The following is a 20987-nucleotide window of genomic DNA, read 5'->3' as shown; positions in this document are numbered from 1 at the left end:
GGCGCGGTGATGCGCTCACACACCCTGGCCACGCTGTTCGGCGAACTGGGCATCACCATGTCCTTCAGCCGGCCCAGCGTCAGCAACGACAACCCGTACAAGGAGTCCGAGTTCCGCACCATGAAAACCCGACCCACCTATCCGGGCCTGTTCACCGACCTGGTCGCCGCCTGTTCTGCGTCTGACTTAACGATGTTTCGGTAATAGGGTGTGTCACTAACATCCAATTGCGCTGCCCTGCTTGATAATTGATGCATGAGTGCAGAACGGAAACTTGGAAGCTCACGAAAGAAGCGCGGAAAGTCCAGTGGAGTGCGGGATTTCGACGCGTTACGGGATCGGCGGATGCGCGCGGCCGACATGTTCGCCGCCGGGAAGCGTCAGGTCGAGGTGGCCGCCGAGTTGGAGGTGTCCCAGCAAACCGTGTCGCGCTGGTTCAAGGCCTGGTCTGAGGGTGGGCGCGACGCGCTCGACGGGGCACGCCGCGCCGGTCGCATGCCGTGGCTGACCGATGAGCAGATCGCCGAGTTGGAAACCGAACTAACCAAGGGCCCCAAGGCTAATGGCTTCGTTACCGACATGTGGACCCTCGACCGGGTCGGCGAGGTCATCGAGCGGATGTTCTCGGTCGGCTACTCACGCACCCAGACCTGGTCGATCCTGCGCGACCGGCTCGGCTGGACCCGCCAACGCCCCGCCCGCCGCGCGGTCGAACGCGACGAGGACGCCATCGTCACCTGGCGCAAGAAGGAATGGCCACGCATAAAAAAATAGCGCGGCGCCTGGGCGCCTGGATCTGCTTCCAAGACGAGAGCGGCTTCTCGTTGCTGCCAGCAGTCCGCGCGACCTGGGCGCCACGCGGCGTCACACCCGTTCTCCACCATCGCTTTTCCTGGAAACGCATGTCGGTCTCCGCAGTGTTGGCCTACCGGCCCGACCGCAGCGAATCAGCCTTCCACTACAGTCTGCGTGCCGGGTCCTACAACACCGAAACCCTCATCGAGTTCCTCACCGGGCTGCACGAGTCTTTCAACGGAGCGCCGGTGATCGTGATCTGGGACGGCTTGCCCTCCCATCGCTCGCGGGCGATGAAAGCCTGGCTCGACACCCAAAAGCACTGGCTGCGCACCGAACGCCTGCCCGGCTACGCCCCTGAACTCAACGCGATCGAACAAGTCTGGGGCAACGTCAAATCCAAAGAACTCGGCAACCTGTGTCCCGACACCATCGAGGAAGCACGCATCGCCGCCGAAGCCGGATTCAACCGCGTCGCCGCCAGCCGTGACCTCTGCTACGGCTTCCTCGACCACACCGGACTTTCTTTATGACCAGCACTCACTGTATTACCGAAACATCTTTAATTCGGCATTCGGCCTGGAAAAATATCAGCCAGGATGCGGCGTGCCTGAGCGGCTGGGAGGTCGGTGCAGGTGTCGAATCAGAGGGTGTCGAACACACGCAGGAAGCGGCGATTGTTGCCGCCGAGTCAGAAGTACGAGATGTGGGTGGCGGTGCTGACCGGCCAATCCACCCAGCGCGAGGCGGCCGAGAAATACCGGGTCGATCGGTCCACGGTGACCACGATCTGTCACACCGCCAAACAGGGTGCGCTCACAGCATTGTCGGCCACCCCGGGACGGCCCGGGCAGACACCGGAACAGGCCGAGATCGCCGATCTGCGTGCCGAGGTCGAGCGGCTGCGCGCCACGGTCACCGAGCAGGCCGTCGCCCTGCATCTCCACGAGGGAAAATCGCGCTGGGACTGACCGCCGGCCCGGTCCCCACGCGCGTGGACTCATCCGTCAAGGCCGGCCTGCTGGAGTTGATCGACCACGCCGTCGCCGAGGGCTGGTCACGCCGCCGCGCGTGTCGTCTGCTCGATGTCGACGAGTCCCGGGTGGCGGGATGGCAGGCCCGCCAGGCGGCCGATGGACCCGACGGGTTGGTCGATCACAGTCCCGGCGGCACCGCACTGCACGGCATCCTCGATACCGAACGCGCCGCGATCATCGACATCTACCGAAGGTGGGGCCAGATTGATCGGTCACATCGCAAACTGGCCCACCGCGGCTCCCGGCTGGATCTGGTGCACGTCTCCGATTCCACAGTCCGCCGGGTCCTGCTCGCCGAAGGGCTTGTGCTCGAAGGCAATCCACGCCGAGAACCGACCGAGCGGCGGCCGTGGCCGGACTGGCTGGAATGGAAACCCAACAGAATTTGGGCGTACGATTTCACGCATTTCACCCGGGCCAAACGGGCGGTGATCGCGGTACTGGACCTGGTCTCGCGTAAATGGCTGGCCACCCTGTGTTCCCCGGAGGAAACCTCCACCCAGGTCGAGGCCTGCTTCTGGTCGGCGTTGGAATCCGAGCAGCTGCTCGAGGTCATCGACGCCCGCGACACCAACCAGCTGCGCGCCGCGTTGCTCTGCGGTGAACCCGAACCACTCGCCGATGCGATCGGCGCCGGGCAGATCCCGCTGCTGCTCGCGGTCTCGGACAACGGCCCGCAGATGCGCTCACACACCACCCGCGAGTTCCTGGCCGGGGTGCACATCGCCCAGCACTTCGGGCGCCCGCACACCCCGACCGATCAAGCCTGGATCGAGACCCTGTTCGGACACGTCAAAGGTGAATGGCCGCACCTGGAGAAGATCGTCGACCCACCGTGCTCGAGTCCGAACTCGACGCCGTGCGCACCCAGTACAACACCGTCCGGTTGCACGCGGCGATCGGCTACGTCACCCCCGACGACGAACACGAAGGACGCGGCGAAGGCTACCGCCAACGCCGCCGCGACGGGATGGCCCTGGCCCGCCAGAAACGCCTCGACTACCGTCGAGGACAGCAAGGAGAACCATCATGAACGCACACCGTTCTTGGCTGGTATTTAATCCGGCCCGATGCCGAATTAACTCAGACACACCTCACCGCCCGCGACTGGGTCACCGGCTACGTGGCCTGGTTCAACACCGAACACCACCATTCCGGCATCGCCCTGTTCACGCCCCAGTCCGTGCATGACGGCACCTGGCGCCACACCCACACCATCCGCACCACCGCGATCGCCGCCTACCACGACGACCACCCCGAACGCTTCCACCGACCCCCGCAGGTCAAACGCCCCGCCACACGCGTCGGCATCAACCTGCACCACGAACCCACCACCCCACCACCATCACAGGCAACCTCTGAGAAAGCTGCCTGACCAAAACCCCCTGAGTGACTCACCAGAGCTTGACACCTACCGCTCCCGCGTCGACTGGGCGCCGTTCCGGTTCGACTGGGTCCCGTTCCACTTTGAGTGGGCAGCGTTCCGCGTCGACCGTGAACTACCCTCACGTTGATCGTGCAGCGGTTCCTCGTCGGCGCGCACCGTCTCACATCGAGTGGGCGGCGTTCCGCGTCGACCTGCCTCGTTCCACATTGAGCGGCAGCGTCCACGTCGACCTGCCCCGTCCCACATTGAGCGGCAGCGTCCGCGACGCGTTGGGCGTTGTCGCAACTCGGCCGACACCGGTGTCAGGGGACACACCGGGCGGGGCGCCCAGTCGACGCTGAGTGGCGCCCAGTCGACGGGAGGTGACGCCCGGTTGACGCGGAATGGCGCCCGGTCGACGGAACCGGTTCCGCGACGCGCGGGCCCGGTGCGCGACGAGTGGGTACCGTGGCGGTGACGATGATGCCGCCGAGACGAGGAGCGCGGGATGCGTGCAGTCACGTGTCGCAACGGCGAACTCGACGTCGTCGAAGTGACGACTCCGGTGCCCGCTGCCGGCGAGCTCCTGATCCGGGTCATTCGGGCGGGCATCTGCGGTTCCGATCTGCACTCGCGCACGCACTGCGACCAGTCCGCCGACACCGTCGCCGAGATGGGCTATGACGCGTTCATGCGGTCGTCGCAGACGGTGATCATGGGGCACGAGTTCGTCGGCGAGGTGGTGTCGTACGGCCCGGACTGCCGGGAGAAATGGTCGATCGGTACCCCGGTGGTGGCGGTCCCGATGCTCAAGAACGGCGGCCACGCACATCTGATCGGGCTGTCGGAGCGGGCGCCGGGAGCCTACGCCGAGTACATGCTCCTCGCCGAGGACCTCACGATGCCGGTGCCCGGACAACTGTCGACGGATCTCGCGGCACTGACCGAGCCGATGTCCGTTGCGTATCACGCGGTGCGTCGCGGGGAGGTCGATCGACGCGATGTTGCCGTGGTGATCGGTTGCGGCCCAATCGGACTCGGCGTCATTCTGATGCTGAAGGCGTCGGGTGTGCGGTCGGTGGTGGCATCGGATATGTCTGAGGGCCGCCGCGAACTCGCCCTCGGTTGCGGTGCCGATGTCGTCGTCGACCCGACCCACGATTCGCCCTGGCAGGCGTGCACCGAACGCCGTCGCTATCTGACAAGTGCCGCAGATCTTTTCGGCCTCGCCTTCGCGGCGGCGCGTCGGCTGAACCGTGATTCGGGGGTACGGCGGAAGGTCGTGGCCGACCGGCCAAGCGCCACCCTGCGGGGCCCGGTGGTCTTCGAGTGCGTCGGCGTACCGGGCGTCATCGACGGCATCGTGTCGCATGCGCCGTTCCGCACGCGGGTGGTCGTGGTCGGGGTGTGCATGGAACCCGACACCTTCCGGCCGGCCATCCCGGTCAACAAGGAGATCGACCTGCGCTTCGTATCTGCCTACGGCCCAGATGAATTCCGGGACACGCTGCAGATGATCGCGGACGGTTCGGTGGACCCGAGTCCGCTCGTCACCGCCACCGTCGGACTCGACGGCGTGGCGACGGCCTTCGATGCGCTGGCGTCGGCCGAGCATCATGCGAAGGTCCTGATCGATCCGGCATCGACCGTCGACACCCTCTAGACCGGACAGGCGCGCGCATATGCGCGAATGTGGTTGCCGTCAGTGGCGGTTGCGCAGCATTCGGGTGGCCGCGGCGGCACCGACTCCGGCGGCACCCGCGGCCCCGATCGCGAGAGCGCCTGCGGCGCCGTACTTTGCGGCCTTGCGGGCGGTACGGAAGTCGTAGACCTCCCAGCCGCGCACCTTCGCGACGTCCCGAAGATCCGAGTCCGGGTTGATCGCCACCGCGTTGCCGACCAGGGACAGCATCGGCACATCGTTGTGGGAGTCCGAATATGCGGTGCAGCGCTTGAGGTTCAGGCCCTCCCGGATCGCCAGCGCGCGAACCGCATGCGCCTTGCCCGGGCCGTGCAGGATGTCGCCGACGAGCCGTCCGGTGAACACGCCGTCGACGCTCTCGGCGACGGTGCCGAGCGCCCCCGTCAACCCCAGCCGGTCGGCGATCGTCTGCGCGAGCTCCACGGGCGTCGCCGTCACCAACCACACCTGCTGACCCGCATCGAGGTGGCGTTGTGCCAAAGCCCTTGTGCCGGGCCAGATCTTCTCGGCGATGTACTCGTCGTAGATCTGCTCGCCGAGTTCGATGAGTTCCGACGTCGAACGCCCGGCGATGAACGACAACGCCTTGTCGCGTCCTTCGGCGACGTCCTCGGCATTCTCCTTGCCGGTGATCTGGAACTTCGCCTGCGTCCAGGCGAAGTCGAGGATGTCACCGTAGGAGAAGTACTTCTTGGCGGCCAGGCCACGCGCGAAGTGGATGATCGAGGCGCCCTGCACGAGGGTGTTGTCGACGTCGAAGAACGCCGCCGCGGTCAGGTCCAGTGGGGGCTGATCGGATTCGACCTCTACCGGGGGACGGGCATGCAGGGTGTCGACGGCGACCCGCGCGCTGGCCTCACCGGCCAGCGTCTGACGGAGCTCGTGGGCGGTCTGCCGGAATCGGCCACCGGTGGCCCGGGCGCGCTCGGAGATCCAGGCCGCCACGCGGGAGGCGTCCTCTTCCTCGCCCGCGGCGTCCTCCTCGGCGTCCGGATCATCGAGATCGTCGCCGCCGGTGCCGGCGGGATCGACGACATCGGCGTGCCGCTCCCAATCCTCGCCCCCGGCCGTGTCCTCCCCGGCCGAGTCGGCGCTCCGGGCCGAGTCGGCACCGCCGCCCGCGACAGCATCGCCATCCGAGGGAGTACCGCCGTCAGTGACAGCACCGCCGCCCGCGACAGCACCGCCATCAGCGACAGCACCACCATCCGAGGGGGCGCCGCCCTCCGCGACAGCACCGCCCTCCGAACGAGCGCCACCGTCCGCCGTTCCGGAGCTTCCCTCCGCCGTCACGCCGCTGCCGTCCGTGGCGGAGCTGTCCTCCGCCGAGTCCTGGGCAGCACCGTGCGCGACATCGCTCGGGTCGGTCTCGCCGGGTCCCGGGGCTTGCGCCACTGGCCACCTCCCACACCGTCGGATTCGGTCCCAGGACGTCCAGCCTAGGTGCGTTCCAGGGTAATCGGCGACGAATGCGAGGCGTGCCACACTGGTCTCGCGTCACCCGCGGCTGATCCGACGCCCGGTACCCCAGGCCGGCGTCGCGCACTCCCGCAGCGCAGGTGGCGCAGACGCCCGTCGAGGAAGCCGAGGACATGTCGCTGACCCTGCTCACCCGCGCCGGCTGTTCGGCCTGCGCCACCGCCCGCACCGAGCTCACGCGCATCTGCTCGGAGCTCGGCGTCACCTACGACGTCATCGACGTGGACCGCGCCGCCGACGACGGCGACCCCCTGCTGCGGGCCGAGTTCGGTGACCGGCTGCCCGTCGTCCTGCTCGACGGTGAGGAACACAGTTACTGGGAGGTCGACGAGCCGCGGCTGCGGGCGGATCTGTCCGCCCGAGGCATCGGATGAGCAAGCGATCCAACAACTCTGATGGCCGTGGGTGGAACAGGTTCTCGTCGGGTATACGCTGACCCATTACAGGCTTGCAGGTAGTCCACGACGAGGTGGCGCACCGATCGCGGTGCCCGGAGGAAGGTGACCGGAGTGTGAGCGACCCCAGCACGAGAGTCTCGCACGCTCACCCCGCCGCGGACATCCCTGAACCGGCGGTCACCCGCCTCGCCACGTACCTGTACATCCTGCGGTCGTTCCGCGAACGAGGCATTCTCGTCGCCTCCAGCGGGCAGCTCGCCACCGCGGCCGGGGTGAACCCGTCGATCCTGCGCAAAGACCTCTCCCACGTCGGCGCCAACGGGGTGCGCGGCGTCGGCTACGACGTCGGACGACTCATCGCGCGCATCTCGATGGCACTCGACACGGACAGCACCCACACGGTCGCGTTGGCCGGCGCCGGCCGGCTGGGTCTGGCGCTGCTCTCGCACGCCGGATTCGGCCGCGGATTCCGGGTGGCGGCGATGTTCGACTCCGACCCGGCGCTGATCGGCACGAGCGTCGAACCGGGCGGCCCGGCCATCTCGCCGATGTCGGCGATCGTCGAGGTCTGCACCGGACCCGACGCCGCGCTGATCGAGATCGGGGTGATCGCCACCGCCGAATCCGAGGCCCAGCGTGCGTGCGACGCGTTCACGCTGGCCGGTGTGCGTCAGCTGTTGAATGTAACCCCGACGACACTTTCGGCGGAGCCGGATGTCGTCGTCCGACAGGTTGATCTAGCCTTGGAGCTACAGGTGTTGGCGTTCAACGCCGCACGTTCGCGTGGTGCGACGGATTCCGCTGCGCGCGCCACGGCAGTGCGGACGACGAGAGCAGAACCCGCGACGAGCCCCGGTCGGGCCGTCGGTGGGTGAGGAGACGGCGTGAGTGTTTTGTTGTTCGGGGTCTCGCACCGCAGTGCACCCGTGGAGGTGCTCGAGCGGCTGGCGGTCTCCGACCATGATCGACCCAAACTCGTCGACGAACTGCTGACCTCACGGGCGATCTCCGAGGCCATGCTCGTCTCGACCTGCAATCGCGTGGAGATCTACGCGGTGGTCGACGCCTTCCACCCGGCGCTCGAAGCGGTCGGCGCGGTCCTCGGCGACCACTCCGGCATGACCGTCAACGAGCTGACCCGCCACGCCTACGTCCGCTACTCCGAGGCCGCCGCCGAGCACCTGTTCACCGTCGCCGCGGGCCTCGATTCGCTGGTCGTCGGTGAGCAGCAGATCCTCGGGCAGATCCGCAACGCCTACCTCAACGCCGACGCCAACCGGTCGGCCGGCCGGGTGCTGCACGAACTCGCCCAGCAGGCGCTGCGCGTCGGCAAACGTGTCCACACCGAGACCGGCATCGACCGTGCCGGCGCATCGGTGGTGTCGGTGGCCCTGCATCGGGCGCAGACGCTGCTGGCGGCAGGTAGCGCGGACGGTGAGTCGGCAGTGCGTTCAGCCGTCGTCGTCGGCGCCGGCGCCATGGGCGGCCTGGCCACCGCGCACCTGGCCCGGGAGGGCGTCGACGAGCTCGTGGTCGTCAACCGCACCCTGGCCAACGCGGAGCATCTCGCCGGCAATGTGGCTGCCAACCACGGCATCGCGGTGCGTGGGGTCGGCTTCGACGACCTGCCGGCCGCGATGGCGACCGCCGACGTCGTGGTGGCATGTACCGGGTCGGTGGGCTCGGTCGTCGGGGTCGGTGAGGTCCACTCGGCGCTCGCCGCCCGCACCAACGGCCGTCCGCTGGTCATCTGCGACCTCGGATTGCCCCGCAACGTCGATCCCGCGGCCGCCCGGCTCCCCGGCGTACACGTCGTCGACATCGAAGGGCTCCGCGGCGATTCGCAGGCCCAGGCCGCCGAGAACGACGCCACCGCCGCCCGGTCCATTGTCGCCGCCGAACTCGCCGACTATCTGACCCATCAGCGCCAGGCCGAGGTCACCCCGACCGTCGCCGCGCTGCGACAGCGTGCCGCCGACGTCGTCGAAGCCGAGATCCTGCGCCTCGAGACCCGCCTGCCCGACCTCGACGACCCACAGCGCGACGAGATCGCCAAGACCGTGCGTCGCGTCGTCGACAAGCTGCTGCACGCGCCGACCGTTCGCGTCAAGCAGCTCGCCTCCACCCCCAACGGCGATCATTACGCCGAGGCGCTGCGGGAGCTGTTCGAGCTGAAGCCGGGCGCGGCCGAATCGGTGTCGGCTTCCGAGACCACCGACTTCGGTAGCACTGGGCCCGCCCGTTTCGCTCCCGGCGCCGGTGCTGCCGCCGACGGTAGCGACAAGTGAGTGCGCAGTCCCGCCCGATGATCCGCATCGGCACCCGGGGATCGCTGCTGGCCACCACCCAGGCGCAGACCATCGCCGACGCGCTGACCGCGGCCGGTCATCCGGCCGAACTGGTCATCATCCGCACCGAGGGCGACGCGTCCGCCAAGCCTGTCGCGGAGATCGGCGTCGGGGTGTTCACCACCGCGATCCGCGTCGCGTTGCGCAACCGCGAGGTCGACGTCGCCGTTCACTCGTACAAGGATCTGCCCACCGCACCCGAATCCGACCTGGTCATCGCCGCGATCCCGCCTCGGGAAGACCCCCGGGACGCGCTGGTCAGCAAGGGTGGAATGGTGCTGGGCGAACTCCCGCCGGGCTCCACAATAGGGACTTCCGCCCCCCGTAGGGCGGCACAGCTTAGAGCATTAGGTCTCGGTTTGGAAATCCGCCCCCTACGAGGCAACCTTGATTCTCGGTTGGGCAAAGTCGCCAGCGGTGAACTCGACGCGGTCGTGGTCGCCCGGGCCGGTCTGGTACGGATCGGCAGAGCCGATGCAGTCACCGAGGCCTTCGACCCGGTGGTGTTGCTACCGGCGCCGGCGCAGGGCGCGTTGGCCGTGGAGTGCCGCTCCGACGATGCCGAACTGGTGAGAATACTCGCCGAGTTGGACGATGCGTCCACCCGTGCGGCGATCGATGCCGAGCGGGCAGTACTCGCGGCCCTCGAGGCCGGATGTACCGCCCCGGTCGGTGCGATCGGTGAGGTGGTCGAGTCGATCGACGAGGACGGGCGCATCTTCGCCGAACTGTCGCTGCGTGCGGCGGTGGCGGCCGAGGACGGGTCGGACATGATCCGCGCTTCGGTGGTGGGCCCGGTCGATCGTGCGGCCCAACTCGGCAAGGATCTCGCCGCCGAACTGCTGGAGCTGGGAGCGGGCGAGCTCTTCGGCGGCGGTTCGCAAGCCTAGCGGCGCGTTTTGCGCCCTCGGTGAGCGGGCTGCCGACCGAGGGCCCACTCATCTCGCAGATCCGGCAGGTGAAGGAACTGCAGCCCCGCCAGGGGCAGGAGAGTGCGAACTCATGAGCCGTACGAAGAAGGTCAATCCGGGACGGATCCTGTTCGTCGGATCGGGGCCCGGTGATCCCGATCTGTTGACCGTGCGCGCACGCAATGTCATCGAGAAGGCCACCGTCGCCTACATCGATCCCGACGTCCCCGCCGGTGTGGTGGCCCTGATCGGCGCCGCCTACGTCGAGCCCGAGAAGCCGTCGTCCCGATCCGCGAAGCCGAAGGACGCCGATCCCGCCGAAGCCCCGGCAGAAGCCGACGACGCCACCGAGGCACCTCGGCCCGCGTTTGTCGTCCACCCGGCACTCGGTGATCCGGGTGAGGTGGCCAAGACCCTGGTCAACGCCGCCAGGGAGGGCGACGACGTCGTCCGTGTGGTGTCCGGCGACCCCCTGACCACCGACTCCGTGCTCACCGAGGTGAACGCGGTGTCGCGGTCGTCCATCGGTTTCGAGGTGCTGCCCGGCCTGCCCGCGGCGTCCGTGGTGCCCAGCTATGCCGGCATGCCACTCGGCTCCACCCACACCGAGGCCGACGTCCGCGCCGAGGGTGTGGACTGGGCTGCGCTGGCCGCCGCGCCCGGCCCGCTGGTGCTGCACGCCACCTCCGCGCACCTCGCCGAGACCGCCAGTGCGCTGACCGAGAACGGAATGGCGCCGCAGACGCCGGTCGCCATCACCGTCAACGGCACCACCTGCGCCCAGCGCACCATCGAGGCGACCCTCGCGACCCTCAACGAGCAGGGCAACGCATTGGTGGGTCCGCTGATCCTGACGATCGGCAAGGTCGTCGGGCAGCGCGGCAAGCTCTCGTGGTGGGAGTCGCGCGCGCTCTACGGCTGGACCGTGCTGGTGCCGCGCACCAAGGACCAGGCCGGTGACATGAGCGAGCGACTGGCCTCCCACGGTTCGGTGCCCAAGGAAGTCCCGACCATCGCGGTCGAGCCGCCCCGCAGCCCGGCTCAGATGGAACGGTCCGTCAAGGGTCTGGTCGACGGCCGCTACCAGTGGGTGGTGTTCACCTCCACCAACGCGGTGCGGGCCGTCTGGGAGAAGTTCGCCGAGTTCGGGCTCGACGCCCGCGCGTTCTCCGGCGTCAAGATCGCCTGCGTCGGTGAGGCCACCGCGGCCAAGGTGCGCACGTTCGGCATCGAGCCGGAGCTGGTCCCGTCGGGCGAGCAGAGCTCGCTCGGACTGCTCGAGGTCTTCCCGCCGTACGACGACGTGTTCGACCCGGTCAACCGGATCCTGTTGCCGCGCGCCGACATCGCCACCGAAACCCTGTCCGAGGGCCTTCGCGAACGCGGCTGGGAGATCGACGACGTCACCGCCTACCGCACCGTCCGGGCGGCACCGCCGCCGGCGGAGACCCGCGAGATGATCAAGACCGGCGGCTTCGACGCGGTCTGCTTCACCTCGAGCTCCACGGTGCGCAACCTGGTCGGCATCGCCGGAAAGCCGCACGCGCGCACCATCGTTGCGTGTATCGGGCCCAAGACCGCGGAAACCGCAACGGAATTCGGGCTGCGCGTGGATGTGCAGCCGGAGGTCGCGTCGGTGCCCGCGCTGGTCGACGCCCTCGCCGAGCACGCCGCCCGGCTGCGCGCCGAGGGTGCGTTGCCGCCGCCGCGCAAGAAGTCGCGGCGGTCGCGATCCTGATCAGTCGACTGGGCGCCGATCCCCGTCGACTGGGCGCCGATTTCGGTCGAGTGGGCGCGGATTCCCGTCGACCGGGCGCCGATCCCCGTCGACTGGGCGCCGATCCTCGTCGACTGGGCGCCGATTTCGGTCGAGTGGGCGCGGAATCGGGTTGACTGGGGCGAGATTTCATCGACCGTGCGTAGCGAAGAGTCCAAGAGAGGTGACATGGCACCCGTGATCCGGCCCCGCCGTCTGCGAACCACCCCGGCGATGCGTCGCCTCGTCGCCGAAACCGTGCTGGCGCCACAGGACCTGATCCTGCCGATGTTCGTCGCCGACGGCATCGACGAGCCGCGTGAGATCTCGTCGATGCCCGGCGTCGTGCAACACACCTCCGAGTCGTTGCGCAAAGCGGCCGACGAGGCGGTGCGCGCCGGGGTCGGCGGGCTGATGCTGTTCGGGGTGCCCGACGCCGCGCACAAGGACGCGCTGGGGTCCGGTGCCGACGCCGAGGACGGCGTGCTCAACCGTGCATTGCGTACTCTGCGTGACGATTTCGGCGACGACACGGTCCTGATGGCCGACACCTGCCTCGACGAGTTCACCGACCACGGTCACTGCGGCGTGCTCGACGACACCGGCCGCGTCGACAACGACGCGACACTGGAACGGTACGTGTCGATGGCCCTCGCCCAGGCCCGCGCCGGCGCCCACCTGCTCGGACCGAGCGGCATGATGGACGGCCAGGTCGCCGCGATCCGCGCCGGCCTCGACGCCGAAGGATTCACCGACACCGGCATTCTCGCCTATGCAGCCAAGTACGCGTCGGCCTTCTACGGTCCGTTCCGCGAGGCCGTCGGGTCGTCGTTGCAGGGCGATCGCCGCACCTACCAACAGGATTCGGCCAACCGGACCGAGGCCCTGCGCGAGGTGCGCCTCGACCTCGAGGAAGGCGCCGACATCGTGATGGTCAAACCGGCGATGAGCTACCTCGACATCGTCCGGGACGTCGCGGAGATCGCCGATGTCCCCGTCGCCGCCTACCAGATCAGCGGCGAGTACTCGATGATCACCGCCGCCGCCGAACGCGGCTGGATCGACCGGGATGCCGCGATCCGGGAATCGCTCACCTCCATCAAGCGTGCCGGCGCGTCGATGATCCTCACGTACTGGGCGGCCGAGGTTGCCGGCCGGTTGGGGTAGGCCCGACCGGTTTTGTTGGTGGGCTGCCGAGGTGGCGGGCTGGTTGGGATAGGCCTGACCGGTTTTGTCGGCGGGCGGCCGAGGTGGCCGGCCGGTCGGCATGGGCCTGACCGCTTCTGGTGGTGCGCGGCGGCCGAGGTGGCCGCCCGGTTGGCATAGCCCGCGCCTCGCCGTGGTGAGTGCCATCGGCGATTCACTACCCTGGAACCCATGAGCGCACCGATCCCCACAGCGCCGCCGTCGGGCAGCAAGCCCGCCCGCCCCGATTCCATGTCCATCGCCACCGAATTGTGGCTGGTGGTGATCCTCGGTCAGCTGGTGGCGTTCGTCGGACAGTATCCGACGCTGCGCGAGTCGTGGCTTCGGCAGGTGCGGGCGCTGCCCGCCGACACCCCGCAAGAACAGATCGACGCGCTGACGTCGTCGACGACGCTCGTCGCGGTGCTCGTCATCCTCGGAGTGGCGTTGACCGCGGCGTCGGCGGTCCTCGTGTGGCTCGCCCGCAGCGGCTACAACTGGGCGCGCGTGGTGGTCGCCGCGATGGGCGTGTTCCTCACGGTGAACCTCGTGTTCGCGATCTTCGGCCGAACCGACCCGGCCTGGGTGATGGTTCCGATGGTGCTCAGCGGGGTCGCCGCGCTCGGCGCCTCGGTGTTGCTGCTCCGTCGTGAATCCGAGCAGTTCTGCCGCGACATGGCCGCCTACCGTTCGGCGCCGCGGTTCCCGCTGGGGCCGCCGCCCGGGCCCGGTCCGTACGGCTTCGGGCCGGGATATCCGCCGGGTCCCGGTTACCCTCCCGGCCCCGCTCAGTGGCCGTATGGTGGCGGGCAGCAGGAGCGGCCGGACCAACGTCCCGGGACGTATCCCGCCGACCGCTCGCAGCCGAACGAAGGAAACAAATCCCGTGGAGAGTCCTGACCACGCAACGCGACCCAAACTCGTCGTGTGGGCGTACCGATGCTGGGTGGCGTCGGGTGCATTGCTGGTCGTCTTGGGGATTCTGTTCATCGTCCTGGGCATCACGACCACCGGTCCCACGCTCGGTCCGGTCGGCGTCGGGGTCGTCGTCGCCGCCATCGGGGCGGCCTACATCCTGATCGGGAGCAAGGCCTTCGCCGGTGACGCCCGATGGCGGTCGTCGTTGGCCGCACTCACCCTGGTCGTCGTCGTGATGCTGCTGATCGTGAGTTTCGGGTTCCGGTTCCTGTCGATCGGCCTGCTTGTCGCGCTTGTCGGGTTGTTCGGATCGTTGCTGGCCTACCGGCCGGAGGCCGAGGCCTGGTACACCAGCGTCTCCCCGCCCCAGTGAGTCGACCATCCGTGCCCGGCCCGGACAACCCCAGCGAGCCCGACGACCCCGGCGACCCACGCGATGCCGACGACCCCGGCGGCCCGGACGACCCCGGCGGCCCGGACGACCCCGGCGGGGCGTCGGACACCGGTGAACCCACCGAGACCGACGCCTCCCCGGCACCGTCGCCACCCGTCGACGAGGGAGAGGTTCTCTTCAACGAGCCCGGCGGTAGCTGGTGGGTGGTGGCGATCGGTCCGGTGCTGGTCGGCGCCGTGTTGGCGATGGAGATCGCCGGGCCGGGCCAGGTGCACTGGGCGGTGCTCGCCATCTTCGCGGCCATCCTCGTCGGGTTCTCCGTGGTCCAGGTACACGCCGCACGCACCCACGTCTCCGTGCGCCTCACCGAGGCCACCCTGCAGCAGGGCACGCGACGACTCGCACTCGCCGACATCGCGACCATCTACCCGCCGAACAACTCACCGGAGCATCAGGCGTGGGAGAGTGCCCGCGCGCTCGGTGAGCTGCCGGCGGTCCCGCGTCGTCGCAAGGGTGTGGGCGTCAAACTCGCCGACGGCACCATCGCGCAGGCCTGGGCCCGCGACGTCGACCGGTTTCGCGCGGAACTGACCGAGGCGCACCAGGCGGTGCGGATGGGGCTGCCGCCGCGGGGTGCGTCCGGCGACTGACCGGGATCAGCCGTGCTGCAGCATCGGCGCCGTCAGTAGTTCCTCCGGGATACCGAATGCGTCGACCAGAGTGCGGGCGTGGGGCCGCAACTCGAGGCACAACTCGTTGACGCCACGACGAATCGCCTTGGCCCGCTCCACCGACACATGTCGGTGCATCAGGAACCAGGAGAGGTCGTCCTCCAGCGCCGAGTACACGAACAGATCACAGACCTTGCCGAGAACCTCTGCGGCAGCACGGGAGTCGCAGTCGTTGATGGCCTGGATGAACGCCTCGAGCACCATCCGCTCGGTGCGTGCCTGCCCGACCTTCAGCAGGTGATCCTGGGCGTTGTTGAACACCTCGAACGCGTCGTTCTTGTCGTCGAGCGCCCTGCGCAGTCGTTGCGCACAGGTGCGGACCAGGTGATCCTCGCGGTTGCGGAACAGCCGGATCTGCGTGCCGCGGTTGGTCAGGTTCGACTTCTCGGGATCCTCGTCGGAACCCTCGAGCAGGGACTGCACCACCTGCCGTACCGCGGTCTTCTCCACGACCACGTCGCGGGCCATCCCGGCGATGAACCGGACCCATCCGGTCGTCGACAGTCCTTGGACGTCATCGGCATACGCCGACAGCAGCTCCTTGGCGACCAACTGCGTGAGGACCGTGTTGTCGCCCTCGAAGGTGGTGAACACGTCGATGTCGCCGCGAATGATGGAGAGCTGGTTCTCGTCGAGATAGCCTGCCCCGCCACATGCTTCGCGGCACACGTTGATCGTGTGCGACGCATGCCAGGTCGCATACGCCTTCAAACCGGCCGCATCGCTTTCCAATTGGCGCTGCCGGTCGGAATTCTGCCCGCTTGCCGCGCCGGACGCCGATTGCACCTCGTGCAACGCCTCGGTGATCTCGTTCTGCGCGCACGTGATCGCGTACGACTTGGCGATGAGCGGCAACAACTTTCGCTGATGCCCGAGATAGTCCAGGACGATGATCTCGTCGTCGGCGTCGGGCGCCTCGAACTGTTTGCGGATCAGCCCGTAGCGGGTGGCCATCGTGAGCGCCTTGCGGCCGGCGGCACCCGCGGTTGCCGCCACGCTGATCCGGCCGCGGATCAACGTGCCGAGCATGGTGAAGAACCGGCGGTTCGAGTTCTCGATCGGCGACGAATACGTCCCGTCCTCGGCGACGTCGGCGTAGCGGTTCAGCAGACTCTCGGCCGGGACACGGACGTCGTCGAACATGATGCGGCCGTTGTCCACCGCGGCCAGCCCACCCTTGTAGCCGCAGTCGCTGGTGGTCACACCGGGCAGGTCGTTGCCGTCGTCGTCGCGGATCGGCACCACGAAGCAGTGCACGCCGTGGCTCTGCGGTTCCTCACCGGGGCCCGCCGTGACCAGCTGCGCGAACACCGCAGCGACCCGCGCGTGCTGCGCGGCGCCGCCGATGTAGTCCTTGCGGGACGACGGAGTCGGCGAGTCGATCACGAACTCCTGCGTCTCGGGGTCGTAGGTTGCCGTCGTCTCCAGGGCCTGCACGTTGGAGCCGTGTCCCGTCTCGGTCATCGCGAAGCATCCGAGCAGGTCGAGGCTGATGGTGTCGGCGACGTAGCGTTTGTGGTGCCGCTCGGTGCCCAGGTTCTCGATCGCGCCACCGAAAAGACCCCACTGCACACCGGCTTTCACCATCAGCGACAGGTCGGCATACCCGAGCATCTCGATCGCGGTGATCGACGCCCCGACGTCACCGCTGCCACCGTGATCGGCCGCGAACCCGGCCGCCGCGAACCCCTGCGACGACAACTCGCGCATGATCCCCAGAATGCGGGCCCGCGCCTCGTCGAGGGTGAGACCCGGATCGGGCAGCAGGTCGGCGCGATTCGCACTCTTGCGCACCTCGTCGCGGATCGAGCGCCAGCGGCCGTCGAGAACGTACCGGATGTTGTCGACGAGCAGCGCGCGTTCGTCGTCGGACAGATCGTCGGTCGGCGGAACGATGACTTCCGGGTCGTCGGTGACCCGGCTGTCGGAATCTGTGTTCGTCGTCGGCGTGGCCATGGACCCCACCGTACGGACTCGGGCCCTGATTCCCGGTTGCTTTGGCGACTCGATCGGCCGACGGCTACACGGATGACACGCATAGCTGAAGTCGAAGTGCACCGGTGCAGTCCGACTCCGCCATACCTGTCATCCGTGTACGAAGTCCTTCACGCATCGCAGTATCGGGCCGCATCGGCACCACGCCGGTCTTCGCGTCCACAGCTGTGGATGGCGGGGTTGCGCGCTCGGGACGGATGTGCGGCGGCCGACTACGGCAGCAAACCCTGGCGTCGCGCCGCCACGACGGCCTCGCGCCGGTTGTGCACGTCGAGCTTGCTCATCAGGTTGCGCACGTAGCTCTTCACCGTCTCGGGACGCAGGCCGAGGCGGTCGGCGATCTCGGCGTTGCCGCAGCCCAGTGCCAGGTGGGCCAGCACGTCGGTCTCGCGGGCGGACAGGGCGACCGAGGTGGCGGTCGTCGGAGTCGAGCCGAGCCCGCGCAGCCGTCGTTCGATGCCGCGAAGTTGTTCCGCGAGAACGGGATCGGCGGTGGTGTCGGCGATCGTGCGCAGCGCCAGGTAGCTCTCGACGATCCCTTCGGACACCGCGGGCGACAGGGCGGCCGATCCGGCGTGCGCGGCGTCGACGGTCCGTATCCGGCGATCGACCTCGTCGCGCACCTCGATCTCGCGTGCCAGCCGCCGGGTCGCGGTCACCATCTGGGTGAGCGTCGTGTCGCCGAACTCGACGACGCTGCGCAGCCCGCCGTAGAGCACCGCCCGGGTGCGTCCCCGCACCACCACGGGCGCGGCGAGGAGCGACTCGATGCCCTCACCGGCCACCTCGCGGTCGTACTCGTGGGTGATCTCGCTCGAGTGCGCATAGTTGGTGACCGCGCCGGGGCGCCGCTCGGCGATGACCCGTCCACCCAGCCCGCACCGCGAGCTGATCAGCAGGTTGCGCAGGATCGAACTGCGCGTGCCGACGAAACCGGAAAGCACCAGGTCGCCGTCATCGATCAGGCCGCCGAACAAGACGGGCAAACCCGTGACCCGGCCACTCTGCCGCAGCTCGGCACGCACGGCGTCGGCGTCGTCGGGCCGCATCGTGCGCATGCGCTGTCTCCTCGGTGCGAGTCATCCAACCATCCCATTTCGGGGGTGGCACACCAATAGTGTGGTTCATAACGTGGAGAACCGACAAACGTAGTGCCGGTCACCTACCGCGCCACACCACGGGAGAAGACCATGACAGTCTCGGATTCCAGTCCCGCCGTCGCCGATCCGAACGCGGAGTTCGGTCGCGCGGACTTCGGCATCGCCAACCGGTCGGAGCTGACCCCGCTGCGGTTCCTCGAACGCTCCGCCGAGGTGTTCGGCGATCGTACCGCCATCATCTACGGCGAGCGCCGCAGTACCTACACGGAGCTCGCCGACGAGACCCAGCGGCTCGCCAGGGTGCTGCGCAGTCGGATCCGGCCGGGGGAGCGGATCGCCTACCTGGCGCCGAACATCCCGGAGATGCTCGTCGGGCACTACGCGGTGCCGCTCGCCGGTGGTGTCCTCGTCGCACTGAACTCACGGCTGGCCGGCCCCGAACTGGTCTACATCCTGCAGCACGCCGGTGTGACGACCCTGCTGTTCGATGCCGAGTTCCGGCACACCGTTTCCCTCATCGCCGACGAACTCCCCGACCTGGCGACCTATGTCGAGATCACCGACGCCGAGTTCGGCACGGTGCCGGGAGCCGTGGACGCCGCCGGGATCGCCGATCTGATCACGTATCCGGACTTCCTCGCGCTCGCCGACGACCTAGACCCGACACCCCTGCCGTGGACGGTCGACGACGAGAACCAGGTCATCACGATCAACTACACCTCGGGCACGACCGGAAAGCCCAAGGGCGTCATGTACACCCACCGCGGCGCCTACCTCAACTCGTTCGGCGAGACCTTCCACAATCACTTCACCGGGCGCACCCGCTACCTGTGGACGCTGCCGATGTTCCACTGCAACGGCTGGTGCACCCCGTGGGCGGTGACCCAGGCATCCGGCACGCACATCTGTCTGCGCGCGGTACGCGGCGACGCCGTGTGGGATGCCATCGACAACCTCGGCGCCACCCACATGTGCGGGGCGCCCACGGTCTGCACCACCATCGCCGGATCCCCACGGGCGCACCGGCTCGACCGTCCGCTGCGCATCACCACCGCCGGTGCGCCGCCGTCGCCGACCGTGATCGGGCAACTCGAGGCGCTCGGCGTGACCGTCGTCCACGTGTACGGACTCACCGAGGTCTACGGGCCGTACACCATCTGCGAATACCAGGACGCCTGGGACGATCTCACCCCCGCCGAGCGCGCCACCAAACTGTCGCGGCAAGGGGTCGGCATGGTGCAGGCCGAAGATGCGCGTGTCGTCGAGCAGGGCACCCTGCCCCTCGTCGACGTCCCTGCCGATGCCACCACGATGGGCGAGATCGTGTTGCGCGGCAACAACGTCATGGCCGGCTACTTCAAAGACCCCGATGCGACGCGAGAAGCGTTCGCCGGCGACTGGTTTCACACCGGTGACCTCGGCGTGATGCATCCGGACGGCTACATCCAGTTGCGTGACCGCGCCAAGGACATCATCATCTCCGGCGGCGAGAACATCTCCACCATCGAGGTGGAACAGGCCTTGGTGAGCCATGATTCGGTGCTCGACGTCGCCGTGATCGGCATCCCCGACGAGAAGTGGGGCGAGCGCCCGCGGGCCTACGTGTCGCTCAAGTCCGGCGAGACACTGACCGCCGACGAGCTGATCGAGCATGCACGGAAGCTGTTGGCGGGATACAAGATTCCCCGCGACATCATCTTCGTCGATGACCTGCCGCGCACCTCGACGGGCAAGGTGGTCAAGTTCGAGCTACGGAAGCAGGCCGGCGCCGGACACTGAGCCGCGGGGCGTCATCCGCGGGAACCGAAGCGCCGCAACAACTGTTCCGCCACCTGCGGAGGTACGAGCTCGGCCGGGATGACCATGGTGACCCGCTGCAGGGACGACGAGATCTCCAGGGTGGCACCCCGCGAACGGACCCGCCGGATCGAGGCCACGCTCATCAGTTCGGTGCGACCACCCAGGCGCACGCCGATCTGGGCCGGCCCGAATTCGGCGGCGAGCGCGGTCCCTGGTGGCACCAGGCGCCGGTTGCGGCGGGGGATGCCGATCAGCATCTGGTACGCGATCAGCCAGAGCCCGACCGCGGCGATCACCGACACCGATGCGACGTCCACGATCTGGAGCGACCCGAACTTCGTGTACAACGCGCACAGCGTGATCGGGATGTAGCCGATCAGTGCGGCGGTCGCGACCGCGACGCCCGGATGGTGTCGCGAGGCCGACGTCAGCCGGGCGGCGAGGTGATCGTCGGCACGCCTGAAGGTGCGCACCGCGTCGTGCTGTGCCGCCGGAGCGTGACCGGGGTGCGTTGCGTCGTTGGTCAATTCGTCGGGGACCAGTATCTGGCCGCCGTCGGCGAAGATCATCCGGACGGATGCGATGTGCCGTGAACGGATCCGGTCTGTGGTCACGCCGCGGTAGAAACCGCGGTACCCGACGCCGATCCAGTTGATCCCGGTGTCGGCGACGAGCAGGCTGCCCTCGGGCAGCCGGGCGCGCCACTCCTGTGCGCCGCCGCGCCGTGCGGCGAGCCAGACGACGACCGCGATGGTGACGAACGCGACCGCGATCTGTCCGCCGAGGGACAGCCACTCGGATCGTCGGGTCGGTACACCGGACGTGGCCAGCACGATCGTCACGGTCACCAGCACGATGATGCCGGCCATCCACCAACTCCGGGTCAGCCCGTAGTAGTGGGCGCGGGCGAGTCGGTCGGTGAGCGGCCGGTCGGCGAGACGGCGGCGACGGACCGTGCCCGCCGGGAGCAGAGGTGTCGCTTGTGGCTCCCAGGACCGCGAAGGGTCCGGCTGCGGGCCGAGGGTGACGTTCCTCGGGGATCGGGTCGTCTGCATGTCGATGAGATGCGCGC

General features: G+C 68.4%; 20 protein-coding genes and 1 pseudogene. 17 read left to right on the top strand and 4 right to left on the bottom strand.

Annotated features, from left to right (window positions below):
- The 7 genes and pseudogenes from ACWDTI_RS21945 to ACWDTI_RS21915 form a co-directional block, all read left to right on the top strand.
- Positions 1-144 (top strand): annotated as a pseudogene (locus ACWDTI_RS21945) (IS3 family transposase); the annotation flags it as partial.
- A 111-nt stretch (positions 145-255) separates the two neighbouring features.
- The gene (locus tag ACWDTI_RS21940; RefSeq protein ID WP_449740241.1) at positions 256-774 is read left to right on the top strand and encodes a winged helix-turn-helix domain-containing protein; all 519 of its coding nucleotides are present in this window, start codon (positions 256-258) and stop codon (positions 772-774) included.
- Positions 753-1328, top strand: coding sequence for an IS630 family transposase (locus ACWDTI_RS21935; RefSeq protein WP_449740240.1), 576 nt, complete (start codon positions 753-755; stop codon positions 1326-1328). The genes ACWDTI_RS21940 and ACWDTI_RS21935 overlap by 22 nt, the downstream gene beginning before the upstream one ends.
- A 117-nt stretch (positions 1329-1445) precedes the next feature.
- Complete coding sequence (locus ACWDTI_RS21930; RefSeq protein WP_449740239.1) at positions 1446-1766, top strand: helix-turn-helix domain-containing protein; 321 nt, start codon at positions 1446-1448, stop codon at positions 1764-1766.
- A 23-nt stretch (positions 1767-1789) separates the two neighbouring features.
- Positions 1790-2893: a helix-turn-helix domain-containing protein gene (locus ACWDTI_RS21925; RefSeq protein ID WP_449740238.1), complete on the top strand. Its 1104-nt coding sequence runs from the start codon at positions 1790-1792 to the stop codon at positions 2891-2893.
- Between the two features lie 62 nt (positions 2894-2955).
- Positions 2956-3207 (top strand): hypothetical protein, encoded by a 252-nt coding sequence (locus tag ACWDTI_RS21920; RefSeq protein WP_449740237.1) that lies wholly within the window; start codon positions 2956-2958, stop codon positions 3205-3207.
- A gap of 499 nt (positions 3208-3706) precedes the next feature.
- Positions 3707-4861 (top strand): zinc-binding dehydrogenase, encoded by a 1155-nt coding sequence (locus tag ACWDTI_RS21915; protein ID WP_449740236.1) that lies wholly within the window; start codon positions 3707-3709, stop codon positions 4859-4861.
- A gap of 39 nt (positions 4862-4900) precedes the next feature.
- Here ACWDTI_RS21915 and ACWDTI_RS21910 read toward each other — a convergent pair whose 3' ends face one another.
- The gene (locus ACWDTI_RS21910) at positions 4901-6295 is read right to left on the bottom strand and encodes an HAD family hydrolase (RefSeq protein ID WP_449740235.1); all 1395 of its coding nucleotides are present in this window, start codon (positions 6293-6295) and stop codon (positions 4901-4903) included.
- A gap of 197 nt (positions 6296-6492) precedes the next feature.
- Between ACWDTI_RS21910 and ACWDTI_RS21905 the strand changes: the two genes are divergently transcribed.
- From ACWDTI_RS21905 to ACWDTI_RS21865, 9 genes are all read left to right on the top strand, one after another.
- Positions 6493-6753 carry a glutaredoxin family protein gene (locus ACWDTI_RS21905; RefSeq protein ID WP_449740247.1) on the top strand — a complete coding sequence of 87 codons (261 nt, stop codon included), beginning with the start codon at positions 6493-6495 and terminating at the stop codon, positions 6751-6753.
- Positions 6754-6890: 137 nt separating this feature from the next.
- The gene (locus ACWDTI_RS21900) at positions 6891-7652 is read left to right on the top strand and encodes a redox-sensing transcriptional repressor Rex (RefSeq protein ID WP_449740234.1); all 762 of its coding nucleotides are present in this window, start codon (positions 6891-6893) and stop codon (positions 7650-7652) included.
- Positions 7653-7661: 9 nt separating this feature from the next.
- Complete coding sequence (locus ACWDTI_RS21895) at positions 7662-9065, top strand: glutamyl-tRNA reductase (protein ID WP_449740233.1); 1404 nt, start codon at positions 7662-7664, stop codon at positions 9063-9065.
- A 17-nt stretch (positions 9066-9082) separates the two neighbouring features.
- The gene (gene hemC / locus ACWDTI_RS21890; RefSeq protein WP_449740246.1) at positions 9083-10015 is read left to right on the top strand and encodes a hydroxymethylbilane synthase; all 933 of its coding nucleotides are present in this window, start codon (positions 9083-9085) and stop codon (positions 10013-10015) included.
- A gap of 112 nt (positions 10016-10127) precedes the next feature.
- On the top strand, positions 10128-11774 hold the full coding sequence (locus ACWDTI_RS21885; protein WP_449740232.1) for a uroporphyrinogen-III synthase: 1647 nt from the start codon (positions 10128-10130) through the stop codon (positions 11772-11774).
- A gap of 207 nt (positions 11775-11981) precedes the next feature.
- Entirely contained in the window at positions 11982-12959 is a 978-nt protein-coding gene (gene hemB, locus ACWDTI_RS21880) for a porphobilinogen synthase (RefSeq protein WP_449740231.1), read from the top strand.
- Between the two features lie 210 nt (positions 12960-13169).
- Entirely contained in the window at positions 13170-13877 is a 708-nt protein-coding gene (locus tag ACWDTI_RS21875) for a hypothetical protein (protein ID WP_449740230.1), read from the top strand.
- Entirely contained in the window at positions 13864-14268 is a 405-nt protein-coding gene (locus ACWDTI_RS21870; RefSeq protein WP_449740229.1) for a hypothetical protein, read from the top strand. Before ACWDTI_RS21875 ends, ACWDTI_RS21870 begins: the two co-directional genes overlap by 14 nt.
- Entirely contained in the window at positions 14265-14939 is a 675-nt protein-coding gene (locus ACWDTI_RS21865; protein ID WP_449740228.1) for a DUF3093 domain-containing protein, read from the top strand. The genes ACWDTI_RS21870 and ACWDTI_RS21865 overlap by 4 nt, the downstream gene beginning before the upstream one ends.
- Before the next feature lie 6 nt (positions 14940-14945).
- Here ACWDTI_RS21865 and ACWDTI_RS21860 read toward each other — a convergent pair whose 3' ends face one another.
- Entirely contained in the window at positions 14946-16976 is a 2031-nt protein-coding gene (locus ACWDTI_RS21860) for an acyl-CoA dehydrogenase family protein (protein WP_449740227.1), read from the bottom strand.
- A 251-nt stretch (positions 16977-17227) separates the two neighbouring features.
- A complete protein-coding gene (locus ACWDTI_RS21855) occupies positions 17228-18073 on the bottom strand; it encodes a LuxR C-terminal-related transcriptional regulator (protein WP_449740226.1) in 846 nt (281 codons plus the stop codon).
- A 132-nt stretch (positions 18074-18205) separates the two neighbouring features.
- Here ACWDTI_RS21855 and ACWDTI_RS21850 point away from each other — a divergent pair, with 132 nt between their 5' ends.
- Entirely contained in the window at positions 18206-19894 is a 1689-nt protein-coding gene (locus ACWDTI_RS21850) for an AMP-binding protein (RefSeq protein ID WP_449740225.1), read from the top strand.
- An 11-nt stretch (positions 19895-19905) separates the two neighbouring features.
- Here ACWDTI_RS21850 and ACWDTI_RS21845 read toward each other — a convergent pair whose 3' ends face one another.
- Positions 19906-20970, bottom strand: a complete 1065-nt coding sequence (locus ACWDTI_RS21845; RefSeq protein WP_449740224.1) for a hypothetical protein — start codon at positions 20968-20970, stop codon at positions 19906-19908.
- Positions 20971-20987: the final 17 nt, after the last annotated feature.

Source organism: Gordonia sp. NPDC003424 (assembly GCF_053588655.1).
The sequence above is the reverse complement of the archived record's forward strand: the minus strand, read 5'-3'. Positions and strand labels throughout refer to the sequence as shown.

Bases quoted from the DNA above. Each gene is read 5' to 3' on its own strand.
- ACWDTI_RS21940 (WP_449740241.1), top strand. From the start codon at position 256: ATGAGTGCAGAACGGAAACTTGGAAGCTCACGAAAGAAGCGCGGAAAG.
- ACWDTI_RS21935 (WP_449740240.1), top strand. From the start codon at position 753: ATGGCCACGCATAAAAAAATAGCGCGGCGCCTGGGCGCCTGGATCTGC.
- ACWDTI_RS21915 (WP_449740236.1), top strand. From the start codon at position 3,707: ATGCGTGCAGTCACGTGTCGCAACGGCGAACTCGACGTCGTCGAAGTG.
- ACWDTI_RS21905 (WP_449740247.1), top strand. From the start codon at position 6,493: ATGTCGCTGACCCTGCTCACCCGCGCCGGCTGTTCGGCCTGCGCCACC.
- hemC (WP_449740246.1), top strand. From the start codon at position 9,083: ATGATCCGCATCGGCACCCGGGGATCGCTGCTGGCCACCACCCAGGCG.
- ACWDTI_RS21885 (WP_449740232.1), top strand. From the start codon at position 10,128: ATGAGCCGTACGAAGAAGGTCAATCCGGGACGGATCCTGTTCGTCGGA.
- hemB (WP_449740231.1), top strand. From the start codon at position 11,982: ATGGCACCCGTGATCCGGCCCCGCCGTCTGCGAACCACCCCGGCGATG.
- ACWDTI_RS21875 (WP_449740230.1), top strand. From the start codon at position 13,170: ATGAGCGCACCGATCCCCACAGCGCCGCCGTCGGGCAGCAAGCCCGCC.
- ACWDTI_RS21860 (WP_449740227.1), bottom strand. From the start codon at position 16,976: ATGGCCACGCCGACGACGAACACAGATTCCGACAGCCGGGTCACCGAC.
- ACWDTI_RS21855 (WP_449740226.1), bottom strand. From the start codon at position 18,073: ATGCGCACGATGCGGCCCGACGACGCCGACGCCGTGCGTGCCGAGCTG.
- ACWDTI_RS21850 (WP_449740225.1), top strand. From the start codon at position 18,206: ATGACAGTCTCGGATTCCAGTCCCGCCGTCGCCGATCCGAACGCGGAG.
- ACWDTI_RS21845 (WP_449740224.1), bottom strand. From the start codon at position 20,970: ATGCAGACGACCCGATCCCCGAGGAACGTCACCCTCGGCCCGCAGCCG.